Origin of the sequence: Nonomuraea sp. 10N515B, assembly GCF_052245915.1 — a bacterium.
Taxonomy (GTDB): domain Bacteria; phylum Actinomycetota; class Actinomycetes; order Streptosporangiales; family Streptosporangiaceae; genus Nonomuraea.
This window is the reverse complement of the sequence record NZ_JBQQBQ010000013.1, coordinates 202,922-217,133: the sequence shown is the minus strand read 5'-3', so window position 1 is coordinate 217,133 and position 14,212 is coordinate 202,922. Positions and strand designations below refer to the sequence as shown.

At 70.4% G+C, this 14,212-nt stretch carries 12 protein-coding genes; 9 read left to right on the top strand and 3 right to left on the bottom strand.

The genetic code is table 11. The features are described 5' to 3' along the window. The first annotated feature begins 36 nt into the window (after positions 1–36). On the top strand, positions 37–1,356 hold the full coding sequence (locus ACTWQA_RS22325) for a hypothetical protein (RefSeq protein ID WP_443161084.1): 1,320 nt from the start codon (positions 37–39) through the stop codon (positions 1,354–1,356). On the opposite strand, the gene ACTWQA_RS22320 is transcribed toward ACTWQA_RS22325, so the two are convergent. Beyond that, the gene (locus tag ACTWQA_RS22320) at positions 1,346–2,197 is read right to left on the bottom strand and encodes a hypothetical protein (protein WP_443161083.1); all 852 of its coding nucleotides are present in this window, start codon (positions 2,195–2,197) and stop codon (positions 1,346–1,348) included. The two genes, ACTWQA_RS22325 and ACTWQA_RS22320, sit on opposite strands and share 11 nt — an antisense overlap. Before the next feature lie 84 nt (positions 2,198–2,281). On the opposite strand from ACTWQA_RS22320, the gene ACTWQA_RS22315 reads away from it, so the two are divergent. Further along, on the top strand, positions 2,282–2,611 hold the full coding sequence (locus ACTWQA_RS22315; protein WP_443161082.1) for a hypothetical protein: 330 nt from the start codon (positions 2,282–2,284) through the stop codon (positions 2,609–2,611). A gap of 289 nt (positions 2,612–2,900) precedes the next feature. On the opposite strand, the gene ACTWQA_RS22310 is transcribed toward ACTWQA_RS22315, so the two are convergent. After that, the gene (locus ACTWQA_RS22310; RefSeq protein ID WP_443161081.1) at positions 2,901–3,557 is read right to left on the bottom strand and encodes a hypothetical protein; all 657 of its coding nucleotides are present in this window, start codon (positions 3,555–3,557) and stop codon (positions 2,901–2,903) included. After that, positions 3,557–4,216 carry a hypothetical protein gene (locus ACTWQA_RS22305; protein ID WP_443161080.1) on the bottom strand — a complete coding sequence of 220 codons (660 nt, stop codon included), beginning with the start codon at positions 4,214–4,216 and terminating at the stop codon, positions 3,557–3,559. Before ACTWQA_RS22305 ends, ACTWQA_RS22310 begins: the two co-directional genes overlap by 1 nt. A 170-nt stretch (positions 4,217–4,386) precedes the next feature. Here ACTWQA_RS22305 and ACTWQA_RS22300 point away from each other — a divergent pair, with 170 nt between their 5' ends. The 7 genes from ACTWQA_RS22300 (at position 4,387) to ACTWQA_RS22270 (ending at position 14,210) form a co-directional block, all read left to right on the top strand. After that, entirely contained in the window at positions 4,387–6,327 is a 1,941-nt protein-coding gene (locus ACTWQA_RS22300; protein WP_443161079.1) for a hypothetical protein, read from the top strand. Positions 6,328–6,404: 77 nt separating this feature from the next. Continuing rightward, a complete protein-coding gene (locus ACTWQA_RS22295; protein WP_443161078.1) occupies positions 6,405–9,374 on the top strand; it encodes an ATP-binding protein in 2,970 nt (989 codons plus the stop codon). Positions 9,375–9,489: 115 nt separating this feature from the next. Beyond that, positions 9,490–10,719, top strand: coding sequence for a MurT ligase domain-containing protein (locus ACTWQA_RS22290; protein ID WP_443161077.1), 1,230 nt, complete (start codon positions 9,490–9,492; stop codon positions 10,717–10,719). Beyond that, the gene (locus ACTWQA_RS22285) at positions 10,709–11,422 is read left to right on the top strand and encodes a type 1 glutamine amidotransferase (protein WP_443161076.1); all 714 of its coding nucleotides are present in this window, start codon (positions 10,709–10,711) and stop codon (positions 11,420–11,422) included. The genes ACTWQA_RS22290 and ACTWQA_RS22285 overlap by 11 nt, the downstream gene beginning before the upstream one ends. Before the next feature lie 80 nt (positions 11,423–11,502). After that, entirely contained in the window at positions 11,503–11,703 is a 201-nt protein-coding gene (locus tag ACTWQA_RS22280; protein ID WP_443161075.1) for a type II toxin-antitoxin system RelE family toxin, read from the top strand. A gap of 66 nt (positions 11,704–11,769) precedes the next feature. Next, positions 11,770–12,558, top strand: a complete 789-nt coding sequence (locus ACTWQA_RS22275) for an ArsR/SmtB family transcription factor (RefSeq protein WP_443161074.1) — start codon at positions 11,770–11,772, stop codon at positions 12,556–12,558. A gap of 161 nt (positions 12,559–12,719) precedes the next feature. Next, a complete protein-coding gene (locus tag ACTWQA_RS22270) occupies positions 12,720–14,210 on the top strand; it encodes an amidohydrolase (protein WP_443161073.1) in 1,491 nt (496 codons plus the stop codon). Positions 14,211–14,212: the final 2 nt, after the last annotated feature.

Sequence of the window (14,212 nt, the reverse complement as noted above, 5' to 3'; positions counted from 1 at the left end):
CTGCGACGCGAGGGACAGACCGATACGATTCCACAGATGTCCGGTTCGACAGGTGTGATGGCGCCGCCCCAACCAGGGCCCACGCCGGCTCAGCGGATGCCCTCGCCGTACTCGCTGCCCCTGCACGCACTACGCCTCGCGGGGAAGTGCGCGCTGCCGCTGATCCTGTGGTTCTCAGCGGGCGAGCTGACCCGCTGGGCGCTCCTCTACGCGGCCACGGAGATCTCGCACGGGAGCGCCAGGCAAGTCCGCCTGATCGTGACCCTGGCGCTGATGACCGTGGTGATCCTGATCTCCATGACCGTCATCACGGGCATGTTCCTGTCGCTGCGCCGGGTGCTCTGGGAGACGCGGGCGCGTCAGCAGGATGGGCAGGAGGACGAGCCGTTCTGGGCGTCGCTCAACCGGATCGCCCCTTCCTTCGCGCTCGTCTACCTGGCCTGGGAGCTCTACCTCAAGGACGCCTCCGACTTCCTGTCGATGGACCAGTTCCACAACCTGGACGACAACTTCTACACACCCATCCTCAACAACCTGGCCAACGGGACCGACGAAGAGGTCACGTACGGGATGGGGCTGGTCGGCCTCGACTGGCGGGTCTCGCTCGGCGCCATGGTCGTGACCTTCGGCCTGCGCATGCTCTTCGGCCACCTCGTCGAGAAGAGCAAGGGCAGGTTCTCCGGCATCGCCGCGGCGTTCTCGGAGTTCGCGTTCGTGTTCTGCGGCCTGAACGCCATCTTCACCGTCACCAAGGCACGCGAGGACTGGGCCTCCCATCGGGCGGTCGTAGGAGGCGCGAGCGAGGCGTGGGAGCACGCCAAGGAGAACGTGCCCGGCTGGGAAGCCTTCTGGAAATGGGCGGGCGAGGTCTGGCCGCACGTCATCGAGGCGCTGGCCGTGCCGCTCACCTGGCTGGCGATCGCGGTGCTGGTCTTCGGGGGCACGGTTGACGACACCCGCAGGGCGCTGCGCGGCACCCGGCTGGAGCGGGGCATGGACCGGCTGGAGGGCAGCCACGACCTCACCCAGCGGGCCACGGACCGGCTGATCGGCGGTTTCCAGGAGCGCTGGGTGCCCGTGGTCAACGCCTTCAGGATCACCGTCAAGGGCGGCATCACGATGTTCGGGCTCATGTGCCTGCTGTATGTCGGGCTGCACGTGGGCGCGGACTACCTGGAGCGGGTGGTCAACACGCTCATCGGCTCCGACGTGCCGTACATGTGGCTCGTGGTCAGCCGGCCCGTCGAGTTCGTCAAGGATCTGGTGGTGACCGTCCTGGCCTACTCCGTGCTGGCCGCGACGTTCGACATCGCGGCCACCCGGGCGCGGCTGCAGGGCGAGGACATCACCGCTTGAACACCAGCACGTCCTTGTGCTTGGCCTTCTCCTCTTCCTCCGGCTTGATCTCCAGGAGCTTGTCCGTGGGGGTGTCGGAGCGGTAGGTGGTGTTCGGTCTCAGGTGCAGCTCCACCTCGCCGGCCACCGTTTTGGGCACGACGGCCCCTGCTGTGTACGAGTACGGCTTGCCGACCACACCGTCCTCGCCCACCGGGGTGTTGTCGTCCATGACCTCCACCTGCCAGGTGCGCTCCTGCTTGTCCCGCAGGAACAGCTCCGGCTTGGCGGTGAGCACCTTGCCGGTGTCGTCGAGGGCCTTCCTGGTGATGGTGATCTTGAGCCACTGCTTGTCGGGCGTGGTGTTGCTCGGCGCGGGCACCATGGGCTCGATCGAGGTCTTCCATGACACGTGCTCGAAGGCCTTCTCCTGCCCCTTGGGGACCTCGTGCACGATGTCGTCGGGCTGGCCGCTCTTGAAGAAGAGATAATGGTCACCGGTCGGTATGCCCAAGGCCAGCACGAAGGCCACGAGCGCGCTCACGCCGAGGAGCAGGGTGCGCGGCTTGCGCGGCGCGGGCTCCTCCGCGGCCGGAGAGGGGGCTTCCGGCGGCTGCGGCGGCGTGAACGCGGGGGACGGCACAGTTGGGGGCGCGCCTCCGCCAGGCGCGGCTGAGGGGTGCGCCGTCACGCCGGAGGCGGAGGGTGGATTCGCGGGCCCGCCGGGCGCGGCGTACGGATTCCCGGGTCCACCGGGGACGACGGGCAAGGGCTGCGTGGCGCCGCCGACGGGGTCGGACTGCGACGCCGGGGGCCACACCTGCTGGTCCGGGAAGGCATCGGGGCCGCGGCGCGGCGGCATCCTGGGGCCGGGAGCCGGCGGCTGCCGGTGTTGGCCGTGGCGCGGCTGAGGGTGTGAGGGGCTGCCGCCCTGCGGCCGCTGTCCGTGCTGCGGAGGCTGGCCGTACTGGGCCGGCTGTCCGTGCTGCGGAGGCTGGCCGTACTGGGCCTGCCCGTGCTGCGGAGGCTCCCCCTGCTGTGGCGGCTGCCCGTGCTGTGGTGGCTGGCCGTACTGGGGCGGCTGTCCGTGCTGTGGTGGCTGGCCGTACTGGGGCGGCTCTCCGTGCTGTGGCGGCTGACCGAACTGCGGCTCCCGCGCATGCTCTGGTGGCTGGCCGTACTGCGGTGGCCGTGCATGCTGCGGTGGCTGGCCGTGCTGGGCGGGTTGCCCGTATTGCGGTGGCTGGCCGTATTGGGGCGGCCGCCCCTGCTGTGAAGGTTGCCCATACTGCGGGTGTTGCCCATGCTGCGAGGGCTGGCCGTATGGCGGCGGATGCCCATGGTCGTCGTGCTGGGATGGCGGCCCCGCTGGGGGAGGCTGGCCGTGGCTCGGTTGTTGCCCAGAGTGCGCCGACCGGCCGTACGGCGGCGGTGCCTGCTGGTGGTGCCGGCCGGAGTCGGCCGGTCGGTCGGGCTGTGGCGGTTGGTCGGGCTCGGGCGGTTGGTCGGGCTGGCCGGGAGGTGGGGCGAACCAGTCGCGGCTCGGGTCGTTCCTGGTCATGGCCTTACTTCTTCTTCTCGTCCAGGTCGAAGACGGCTGCGGGCGCGGTCGTGAGCTGTTTGGCGGTGGCGTCGTCGATGCCGAGGTCGATCTGCGCCTCCGGAGGCAGCGGCTCGCTGTAGAGGCCGGAGACCGGGAGCTGGAACACGGCCTGCGCGCCCGGCAGAGCCGAGGCCGGCACCTCGAACACGAATCGGCCCGTGCTCCACCAGCCCGGCTGGATCCACGGGTTGGCGAGCGTCTTGGATTTGTCGATCTTGTCGCTCGCGGCGTACACCTTGCCGTCGGCCGCGAGCAGGCTCGGCATGCCCAGGTGCACGGGTTCGGCGGGCACCGTGGCCGCGGCCTCCACCACCAGGAACAGCTGCTCGGTCGGGACGTTCTTGTTCTCGACCTTGAGCGCCTTGGCCGAGGAGACCTTCTGCACGCGCACGGAGAACCGCCCCGCGTCCACGTCCTGGCCCTTGGCACCGGTGTAGGTGAGCGGCATGCCCATGTCCTCCGCCGACAGCGCGAGCGACTGGATCGCCACCGCCCCGGCGACCAGGATCAGGCCCGCGACGATGTGCACGACACGGGAGCCCGAGCCGCCGCGACGAGCGCCCTGCCTGCGGTTGTGGTTGCGGCGCGGGGCCGCGGCGCGCTGCTGGGTGGCCGTCATCACGCCCCCTGAGGCTCGACGGACAGGGTGATCTTGGCGACCACCTTGTTCTCTAGCTTGTTGGTGAGCAGCTCCGGCTCGCTGACCAGGAACCAATTGCTGACGCCGGTGAGCGGGTTCTCGAGGTGCTCCATGGCGCCCATGTCATAGCTCACCTGCTTCGGCGGTTGCGTGGCCGCGTCGAGCTCGTAGCGGGCGACCACCGTGGATTGAATGCCCGGATGCAGCTGGCGGGAGGTGACGCCCTTGGACAGGACGAACAAGTCGGGGCCGAACTCGGTCTTGATCTGCGGGGTCATCTTCAGCAACGTGCTGCCGAAAAAGAAGCCGCTGCTCTTGTCGTGGGGCAGGGCGCCCACGCTGACGGTCTGGTCGGTCTTGTTCGTCACTTTGAACACCACGTCGAGGTAGCGCTTGTCCTCGGCGAACTGGTTCTCCGCCTTTTCCACAATGACCTTCGACTCCACGACCTGGGTGTCGAACTGCCCCTGGTCGAGCGTCTGCCCTGGATTGAGCGCTTTTGGTGGGGGATCGGGTCGTTCGTTGAGTCCGCCCAGGAGAGCGGTGATGCCGACGGCCGTGAACGCCACCAGAGCCAGTGCGGGCACCACTACCGGGCGTCTTGGCTTGTCAGTGCTGCCGCCGGAGGGTTCCGTCATGGCAAAGGATGGTAGTAGGTATCGCTTGTCCCATCTGCCGCAATGCTCCCATCGGGCTGGTCGAAATTGCCGATAACCCTGCCGCTTCAGGGCTTGAAGCTCATACGCTGTCACGGAGCGGATAAGGGCTGGCCCCTACACCTAACGACATATCGCGGCCGGAGGGTCACGTGACAGACGTGCATCCCGATCATGCCCAGCTGCAGGCGGACCGCATCTACCTGGGCTGGCAGTACATCTTGCTGCACGCCGACCCGGGACCGCCGCCCAAACGCCCCTCACCGGCCGACGAGCCGGCCGCCGCCGAGCCCGACCCCGCCGAGATCGAGCTGATGCGCCGCGAGCGGCTCCAGGAGGATCTGCTCAACCGGCCGGTACGGATCTTCCGGCTGTTCATGCTGGCGCTGAGCGTGCTCATCCTGGCCGTGGCCGTCGCCGGCTACCTCGCCTGGCCGTTCGCGCTCGTCGCGCTGGCCGCGGCCGGTGGGGTGGCGGGGATCTGCAGTTATGCGCTGCTGCAGGGTGATCGGGCGGTCAAATACCGGGTGCTGGAGCAGCAGGCCAGGGATCAGCGCCAGCGCCAGGAACGTGACAAGGAGCTGTTCCGCGCCCAGGAGGAGCACGCCAAGCGCTACCGCGAGTGGCAGGAGTCCAAGGAGCGTTACGACAAGCAGCTCACGTGGTACGCGGTGGCCGTACCGCACGAGATCGACCGCATCGACGTGGCCGGCGGCACATTGCCCGGCTGGTCGGCGCTGGTCACCCTGCTCGGCGCCACGCGGCTCTACAGCGGCGGGCACCTGACCGTGCTGGACCTGTCCGAGGGGGCGATCGCCAAGGACCTGATCGAGCTGGCCCGCAAGGGCGGTGACGATCCGCTGGTCTGGGTGCTGCCGGTCGACTTACCCCGGCTCGATTTGGGCGCCACGCTGAAGCCTGAGGCGTTCGCGGACGTGCTGGCGCATGTGGTGAGCGTGAGCGAGGAGCACCGCACGACCCGCGACCTCAGCTTCGACAACGCCATCCTCGAGCGGGTGCTGGAGGTCCTCGGGGACAACGCCACGATCAGCCAGGTCACGGCCGCGCTGCGGGCGCTGGCGCAGGTGGGCGACCCGCGGGACGACCTGCGGTTCGGGCTTATCACCGCGACGCAGCTCGAGCGCATCGGGACGTTGTTCGGGCGCGGGGTGAGCGACCGGGTGGTGATCGAGCGGGCCTGGGCGCTGGAGTCCCAGCTGCGCAAGCTGGAAACGCTCGGCACGCAGGCCGTACGCCTGCCGCCCGCGCGGCTGCGGGTGGTGAGCATGGATCGGCAGGCGGGCGTGTTCGGCAACCGCGTGCTCGGCACGTACGTGGCCACCGCGCTCACCCACATCCTGCGCCAGTCGCCGGCCTCCGACCGGCCCTGGTATCACACGATCATCGTGGCGGGCGCGGACAAGCTCAGGGGCGACGTGCTCGACCGGCTGATGGATGCCTGCGAGACCTCCCGTACCGGACTTGTCCTGACTTATCGGTCGCTCACTCCCACCGTGCGGGAGCGTCTGGGCCGGGGGCACGCGGCGGTGGCGTTCATGCGGCTGGGCAACGCCGAGGACGCGCGGGTCGCCAGCGAGCACGTCGGGACCGAGCACCGCCTGGAGCTGGCCCAGCTCACCGAGACGATCAGCGACTCGCTGCCGGGCCTCGACGGCGGCTACACCTCGACGATCTCGCAGGTGGACGATGCCAGGGAGGAGCGGGAGGAGGGCAGCGCCGACCTCGCCGAGGACATCACGGCGTCCACCGAGTGGGGCAGGAGCGCCGACAAGATCGCGGAGAAGGAGCGGGTGCTGCAGCGCTCGCGCGAGTTCCTCGTCGAGCCGCACCAGCTCCAGCAGCTGCCCACCACCTCGGTGATCGTCACGGACGCCACGGCCCAGGGCAGGCGCGTCCGCCTCGCCGACGCCAACCCCGCCATCCTCACCTTCCCCAAGACCACGCTGGGCGAGCTCGAGGACGTACGCGAGGCGGTGCTGGCGCTCGACCCCGACGCGCGGGACGCCGACGGGGAGCCACCGCCGAACCTCGGGCCACCACCGCCACGCCTGGACTGGCGAAAGGACAGGTAATGACATGGTCAATGACGACGTGGCGAGCTGACGGTTGGCGGAGTTTGACAAAGAAACCGTCTGTGGGGGATTGAAATATGCAGCCGAGCGTCTCGCTGAGCGGGCCCTGGTACCGGATCCAGTCCATCGCCGCGCCCTCGCGAAGCTCGTCGGCGGAGTGGGATTTCGTCACCGTGCTGCCCGCCGTGTTGTCGGCGGCGCAGCGCGACCGGCCGTTCGTCATCGGCTGGCTGTCACGGGGTTCCGGGGCGCCGCTCGAGCTCATCACCAACGCGGGCCCGCTGTCGCCGCCGCGCCAGCCGCGCCGGGCCACCGACACGCCAGGCAACCCGAGCGGGCCGCAGCCGCTGCTGTTCCCCGGCGGGGCCCGGGGCGTGCAGCTGTCGGACGAATACCTGGCCGACCTCGCCGACCTGGTATGGACGCCGTGCCCGGGGCGCCAGGCGCCGCCGCTGGGCAGCCGGGAGAAGGGCGACCCCGACGAGCTGACGCGGCCGACGCTCTTCGAGGCGACGCTGGTCACGCTCATGTCCCGGCCGTTCGCGTGGCTGGTGGTGGCCGAGCCGACGGACCTGCTGGACGCCGAGGTGGCGCACCTGCGTACCCAGCTCAACGTGCTCAGGCAGTACGGCGACGCCTCCGAGCGCTCCCGCTTCGACGCCGAGCGGGCCGAGCGGCGCATGCAGGAGCTGGACGCGTTCAGGGAGGCGGGGCTCTGGAACGTGCGGGTGCTGGCCGGCGGGGCCACCGCCGACGAGCTGCGGCAGATCGCGCCCGTGCTGGTCGGCTCGGTGGAGATGAGCCACCACCCATACCGGCTGCGGAGCTCGCACGGCGCGGTCTACTCGCTGTCGGAGGCCCTCGCGATCACCATGCAGGACCCCGCCGACGGCGCCGCCGCCCCGTTCGCCGCCACCGCGGGAGCGCTCGCGGCGCTGGCCGGGCTGCCCAGGCGGGAGGTGCCCGGCGTACGCGTCCTCGACTCGGGCTTCTTCGACGTGACCTCCGAGGCCGAGGGCGGCGAGCTGGAGCTGGGGGAGATCCTCGATGGGCAGGACAGGGGCGTCGGGACGTTCCGGGTGCCGCTGGCCACGCTCAACAGGCACGCGTTCGTCACCGGGGCGACCGGCTCGGGCAAGTCGCAGACGGTCAGGCACCTGCTGGAGCAGCTCAGCAGGGCGCGCATCCCGTGGCTGGCCATCGAGCCGGCCAAGTCCGAGTACGCCGCCATGGCCGGCCGCGTCGAAGAGCCGGTCACCGTGATCAACCCGTCGGCGCCGGACGGCGTGCCGTTCAGCATCAACCCGCTCGAACCCGAGCCGGGCTACCCGGTCCAGGCCCACATCGACATGGTGAGGGCATTGTTCATGGCCGCCTTCGACGCCGAGGAGCCGTTCCCGCAGATCATGTCGCTGGCTCTGCAGCGCGTCTACGAGGCCACCGGCTGGGACGTCGTCACCGGCGGCGCGATCCCCGGCTCCAACGTCCCGCCCAGCGTCCCCACCCTCGAACAGCTCCAGCAGCACGCCATGGACGTGATCAAGGAGATCGGGTACGGCCGCGAGGTCCAGGCCGACGTCGAGGGCTTCATCTCGCTGCGGCTGCGGTCGTTGCGGGTCGGCTCGGCCGGGCGCTTCTTCGAGGGCGGCCACCCCGCCGACATCGGCGGCCTGCTCGAACGCGACGTCGTCCTGGCGATCGAGGACGTGGCCAACGACGAGGACAAGGCGTTCCTCATGGGCACGCTGATCATCCGGATCGTCGAGCACCTGCGGATGCGGGCGCGTACGGAGAAGACCCATGAGCTGCGCCACGTCATCGTGATCGAGGAGGCCCACCGGTTGCTGCGCGACCGCGGCCACGGGCGGGCCTCCACGCACGCCGTGGAGCTGCTGGCCGGGCTGCTGGCGGAGATCAGGGCGTACGGCGAGGGCATCGTCGTGGCCGAGCAGATCCCCACCAAGCTCGTCTCCGACGTCGTCAAGAACACCGCGCTCAAGGTCGTGCACCGGCTGCCCGCCGAGGACGACAGGAAGCTCGTCGGCGCCGCCATGAACCTGAGCGAGGAGCAGTCCCGGCACGTGGTCTCGCTCCAGCCGGGCTCGGCCGCGGTCTTCGCCGACGGGATGGATCGGCCGCTGCGGGTCCGCGTACCGCTCGGCGAGTCCAGGGAGAAGGTCCTGCCCGGCCCGCCGCCGCCCATCCGGGGCCGCAGGTCGGCGGCGTGCGGCGCGCAGTGCCACACCGGGCAGGCGTGCACGCTCGTCGAGCTGCGCGAGGCGGACGTGCTCGCCGACGCCCCGGACTGGGCGTGGCTGCGCATCTGGTGCGACACCGTCGTCCTCGCCTACGTCAGCAACCGGCCGCTCCCCGGAGTGCCCCGTGCCCTGTCCGCCGCCTGGTCCGACCTGCCGGCGCGGCGGCGCGAATGCCTCCTGGCCACCCTGATCGAACGTGCGGTGCAGCGCCGCGCCTGGTCGCTGCGCACCTGGTTCAACCCCGCACTGCTCACCGAGAAGGCCGCGGAGACGGCCACACGCCTGCTCGCGGGCCTCGACGGCGGGGGCGAACGTCCCGGGGCGTCGTGGGTCATCCCCCAGGTGCGGTGGCTGCACGAGGTGGACAGGCTCTTCCCGCACGACCGGCCTGCCCCGAATCTGCGTGACCCCGCCCCGCCCATGGAGTACACGCTCTTCCGCTCGCCCAACGGCAACGGCTCCGCCTCGGTGGATCGGGTGCATACGGAGCTGCTCGGCCATCGGGCCAAGGCGCTGCGGCACCACCCGCTGTCGATGGAGGTGGATCGCAACCGGGCGCTGGCGTGGCGGGTCATCTTGGGGGACGACGAGAACGAGAGCGTGCAGCGGGACATCACGACCGTCGCGATCGGCATCGAGTCGTCGGCCCGGATCCGGCACGTGGGGCAGACCATGGGGGCCGGGTGGCTGGAGGGCGTGCTGTCCTGGCCGCGGCGCTTCGTCCTGCCGTTCGACCACGGCGGCGTCCCAGAGATCACCTTCGCTGAGCCCTCCCCGACGCTGCCGTGACGGGTCGGTGCCCCGCCCGCACGGGTGCGAGCGTTCGGCCCGGGGCCGCCAAACGGGACCGTGTTTCCGCGCGCGTCTCCAGAGTTGTGGCCAACGCCGACTAGGATCCATGGGCATGACCCAGCTTCCTCTGCGGGCTCAGCTCGCCAGCGCCCTGGGACGCAGTGCCGCGACGCTGTCCAGGATGACCGGGCGCGGCGACGGCTCGGTGATCGGCGGGCGGGTCGGCCTGCTGCTCGAGCCCGACCTCCTGCGCAAGCTGGCCCACGACCGCAAGCTGGCCCTGGTCAGCGCCACCAACGGCAAGACCACCACCACCAGGCTGATCACCTCGGCGCTGCTCGAGCTCGGCGAGGTGGCGACCAACGCGTTCGGCGCCAACATGCCGGCCGGCCACGTCTCAGCGCTGTCCCAGCACAAGGCCGCCCCCTACGGCGTGCTGGAGGTGGACGAGAAATACCTGCCCGAGGTCCTCGACACGACCGGCGCAGGCGTCGTCTGTCTCATGAACCTCAGCCGCGACCAGATGGACCGCGCAGCCGAGATCTGGCTGCTGGCCCAGAAGTGGCGCAGGGCGCTGTCGGGCAAGCCCACCCACGTCATCGCCAACTGCGACGACCCGCTCGTCACCTGGGGCGCCTCCACGGCCGCCAAGGTCACCTGGGTCGCCGGCGGGCAGCGGTGGAAGGAAGACTCCTGGTGCTGCCCCGAGTGCGGCGGCCCGCTCGACCGCAAGGACGCCTTCTGGGCCTGCCGGGAGTGCACGTTCCACCGGCCGGAGCCGCACTGGGCGCTGGACGACGAGGTGGCCGTCGACCCGCGCGGGCAGCGGTGGCAGCTGGACATCCAGCTTCCCGGCCTGGCCAACCGCTCCAACGCGGTGATGGCGCTGGCGGTCGCGGAGGCGTTCGGGGTGCCGGTGGAGCGGGCGCTGCCCCGGCTGCGCGAGGTCACCTCGGTGGCCGGCCGCTACACGACGGTCGAGCGCGAAGGGCGCCACGCCCGGCTCCTGCTGGCGAAAAACCCGGCAGGCTGGCTGGAGGCGTTCGACGTCGCCGACCCGCAGCTGCCGATCATCCTCTCGGTCAACGCGCAGGGCCCTGACGGCCGCGACACGTCCTGGTTGTGGGACGTCGACTACCGCATCCTGCGCGGCCGTCCCGTCTTCGTCACCGGCCAACGCCGCCTCGACCTGGCCCTCCGGCTCGACGTGGCGGACGTGCCGTTCACACTGTGCAACACGTTCTCGGAGGCGCTGGCCATGCAGCCGCCCGGCCGGGTCGACGTGATCGCCAACTACACCGCCTTCCAGCAGATCCGATCGGAGTTCGGTCGTGCCGTCTGACAGCGTCCTGCGCATTGTCTGGATCTATCCCGACCTGCTGAGCACGTACGGGGACCAGGGCAACGTCCTCGTCCTGGAGCAGCGGGCGCAGCGCCGGGGGATCCAGACGGAGACGATTCACGTACGGTCGGCGGACCCGGTCCCAGAGAGCGGCGACATCTACCTGATCGGCGGCGGCGAGGACCGGCCCCAGATCCTGGCCGCCCAGCGCCTGCGCAAGGACGGCGGCCTCCACCGCGCCGTCGCCTCCGGAGCCGCCCTGCTGGCGGTGTGCGCCGGTTACCAGATCATGGGAAGCACGTTCGGCGGCGAAGAAGGCCAGCCCGTGGACGGGATCAGCCTCCTCGACATCGCCAGCTCCCGCGGCCCCGCCCGGGCGGTGGGCGAGCTGGTCGCCGAGGTGGACGCCACGCTCAACCTGCCGACGCTGACCGGCTTCGAAAACCACATGGGTGTCACCCACCTGGGTCCCGGCGTCAGGCCGCTGTCCAGGACGGTCAAGGGCGTCGGGAACGGTGACGGCTTCGAGGGTTGCTACGCGGGCCACGTGGTCGGCACATACCTGCACGGACCGGCGCTGGCCCGCAACCCCGCGCTGGCTGACCTGCTGCTGTCGTGGCGGGCCGGGCAGCTGGCCCCGCTCGACGACTCCCGCTACGAGGCCCTCCGCCAGGAACGCCTGGCAACCGTCCTGCAGGACTGATCGCGCTCGTCGGGAGGAAAGCCCCGACGATCATCACTCGGCCGCAAGCAGGAACTTCGCGCTCCTCGGGACTAACCGTCATGGGGTTCACACCGCACGCCCAGCGGGGCATGCTCAAGATTCCGCGCCCGGATGCTCTGGGGATCCTGTATCGCCTCGCCGAACTCCAGAAAGCGATGGACGCAGGGGACACCGCGGCGTTCGACATCAGGGCCCTTCAAGGGCACAGCGCCCGCTGGCGCCTCAGGATCGGCGACTACCGCGTCGTCGTGCATGATTGACATGCAGCCGTTTGGCTGCCTATTGTGATGATGCAGTCGAACGGCTGCATGTTTGGATGGCGGCAGATGGACGAGGTTTTCAAGGCGCTGGCCGACCCCAGTCGCCGCAGGTTGCTGGACAGCCTGAACGCCCGCAACGGGCAGACCCTGCGCGAGCTGTGCTCAGGCCTGGACATGGCCAGGCAGTCGGTCAGCAAGCATCTGGCCGTGCTCGAGGCGGCCAACCTGGTGACCACGGTGTGGCGCGGGCGGGAGAAGCTGCACTACCTCAACGCCGTGCCGATCAACGCCATCGCTGAACGCTGGATCAACCAGTACGACCGCCAGCGGGCCGGCGCGCTGGCCGATCTCAAGACCGCACTGGAGGGCACGCACGTGGATGGCACCGACTTCGTCTACACGACGTACATCAACACCACGCCCGAACGCCTCTGGCAGGCGCTGACCGACCCGGCCTTCACCGAGCGCTACTGGGGAGCCGTCCTGGAGTCCGACTGGAAGGTCGGCTCGACGGTGACCTATAAGCAGGGCGGCATCACGATCGAGGACCCCGAGCAGGTCGTGCTGGAGGCCGAGCCCGGCCGCCGCCTGGCCTACACCTGGCACTCCTTCACGCCGGACTTCGCCGAGGTCTTCGGCTTCGACGCCGACGACGTCGCCAAGTGGGCCGCAGAGCCGCGGTCCACGGTGACGTTCGACATCCAACCGCAGGGCCGGATGGTCAAGCTGACGATCGTGCACGGCGGCTTCGAACCCGGAAGCGCCGTCAGAGAGTCGATCAGCGAGGGCTGGCCGGCGATCCTGTCCAGCCTCAAGACGCTGCTGGAGACGGGAGAGACCCTGCCGCAAGAGTAAGAAGCATGCTCCTGAGGGCGGCGGCGTCTCGCCTGCGGGTGACCCGTAGGGTGGCCATGGCGAAGCTCAGCCAGGACAGGTCCGCCGGGTCATTGACCCGCTGGACGGCCGCGACGCGGCGCTCGCGCGATGCGCATGGTCTGGACACCGGAGGAGGGTGCATGAACGACGGCTCAACGCTGGTCCGCGCGGCCCGGCTCGGCCGGGACGACACGTTCGGCGACGTGTTGCTCTTGGGCGGGCGGGTGGCGCGCATCGGCCCGAGCATCCCCGCCGAGCCCGGCTGGGAGGTGGTGAACGTCGACGGCCGGATGGTGCTGCCCGGCCTTTGGGATCACCACGTCCACTTCGACCAGTGGACCCTGGCCAGGCAACGCCTGGACCTGTCCGGAGCGTCGTCGGCAGCGCAGGCCGTCCGGCTGGTGGCGGAACGGCTGCGCGCCAAACCGCCAGAGGCCGGCCTTCCGCTGGTGGGCTACGGGTTCCGGGACGCGTTGTGGCCGGACACGCCCCATCGTGACCTGTTGGACGCCGTGACCCCGTCGGACGTCGCCGTGGTTCTGGTCAGCGGAGACCTGCACTGCTGCTGGGTGAACTCCGCCGCGGCCCGGCGGTACGGTCACGCCGATCATCCGACCGGCATCCTGCGGGAAACGGAGTGGCAACCGATCGGCGAGGAACTCGCCGACCTGCCCGCCCCGCTGCTCGACGGGTGGGCGAGGGAAGCCACCGCCGCGGCGGCCGCGCGTGGCGTCGTCGGCGTCGTCGAGCTGGAGGCGCCCTGGTCTCTGGACGCGTGGGTACGCCGGGTGCGCGACGGTAACCGGATGTTGCGGGTGGCCTGTGGCGTCTGGCCGGGGCGCCTGGATGAGGCGATCAGCCGAGGCCTGCGCACCGGTGACGTGATCCCCGGCACCGACGGGCTCGTCGAGATGGGGCCGTTCAAGGTGATCACGGACGGGTCGCTCAACACGCGAACGGCCTACTGCCACCACCCTTACCCGGGGCTGGAGAAGGGCGAGCACCCGTACGGCATGCTCCTCGTCCCGCCGGACGACCTCGTGAAGCTGATGAGCAAGGCCTGGTCGCACGGACTGCGCCCGGCCGTGCATGCGATCGGAGACCATGCCAACACGCTCGCGCTCGACGCGTTCGAGCAGGTCGGCGCGCGTGGCAGCATCGAGCACGCGCAGCTGCTCGACCGATCGGACCTGGATCGATTCGCCGCGCTCGGTGTGGTCGCGAGCGTCCAGCCCGAGCACGCGATGGACGACCGCGACGTGGCCGATCAGGTGTGGGCAGGGCGTACGGATAGGGCGTTCGCGTTCGGCGCCTTGCAGGCGGCGGGCGCTGCTCTGGCCTTGGGCTCCGATGCCCCGGTCGCTCCGCTGGACCCGTGGATCTCGCTCGCGGCGGCCGTACACCGGAGCCGGGACGACCGGGAGCGGTGGCACGCGGAGCAGGAGATCCCGGTGGGGCAGGCCCTGGCGGCCTCCACCCGCACGGGCAGAGCGAGGCTCGCGGAGGGAGATCCCGCCGACCTCGTCGTGGTCGACGCCGACCCCTACACCGCCTCGGCCGCCGTCCTCCGCGAGATGCCCGTCGCCGGCACCATGCTCGGCGGCCGCTGGACCTGGCGGAAGGGGATCTGACC

Excerpts from the sequence above, each read along its gene's own strand:
- ACTWQA_RS22325 (WP_443161084.1), top strand. The coding sequence starts at position 37 with ATGTCCGGTTCGACAGGTGTGATGGCGCCGCCCCAACCAGGGCCCACG.
- ACTWQA_RS22320 (WP_443161083.1), bottom strand. The coding sequence starts at position 2,197 with ATGCCGCCGCGCCGCGGCCCCGATGCCTTCCCGGACCAGCAGGTGTGG.
- ACTWQA_RS22310 (WP_443161081.1), bottom strand. The coding sequence starts at position 3,557 with ATGACGGCCACCCAGCAGCGCGCCGCGGCCCCGCGCCGCAACCACAAC.
- ACTWQA_RS22305 (WP_443161080.1), bottom strand. The coding sequence starts at position 4,216 with ATGACGGAACCCTCCGGCGGCAGCACTGACAAGCCAAGACGCCCGGTA.
- ACTWQA_RS22295 (WP_443161078.1), top strand. The coding sequence starts at position 6,405 with ATGCAGCCGAGCGTCTCGCTGAGCGGGCCCTGGTACCGGATCCAGTCC.
- ACTWQA_RS22290 (WP_443161077.1), top strand. The coding sequence starts at position 9,490 with ATGACCCAGCTTCCTCTGCGGGCTCAGCTCGCCAGCGCCCTGGGACGC.
- ACTWQA_RS22280 (WP_443161075.1), top strand. The coding sequence starts at position 11,503 with ATGGGGTTCACACCGCACGCCCAGCGGGGCATGCTCAAGATTCCGCGC.
- ACTWQA_RS22275 (WP_443161074.1), top strand. The coding sequence starts at position 11,770 with ATGGACGAGGTTTTCAAGGCGCTGGCCGACCCCAGTCGCCGCAGGTTG.
- ACTWQA_RS22270 (WP_443161073.1), top strand. The coding sequence starts at position 12,720 with ATGAACGACGGCTCAACGCTGGTCCGCGCGGCCCGGCTCGGCCGGGAC.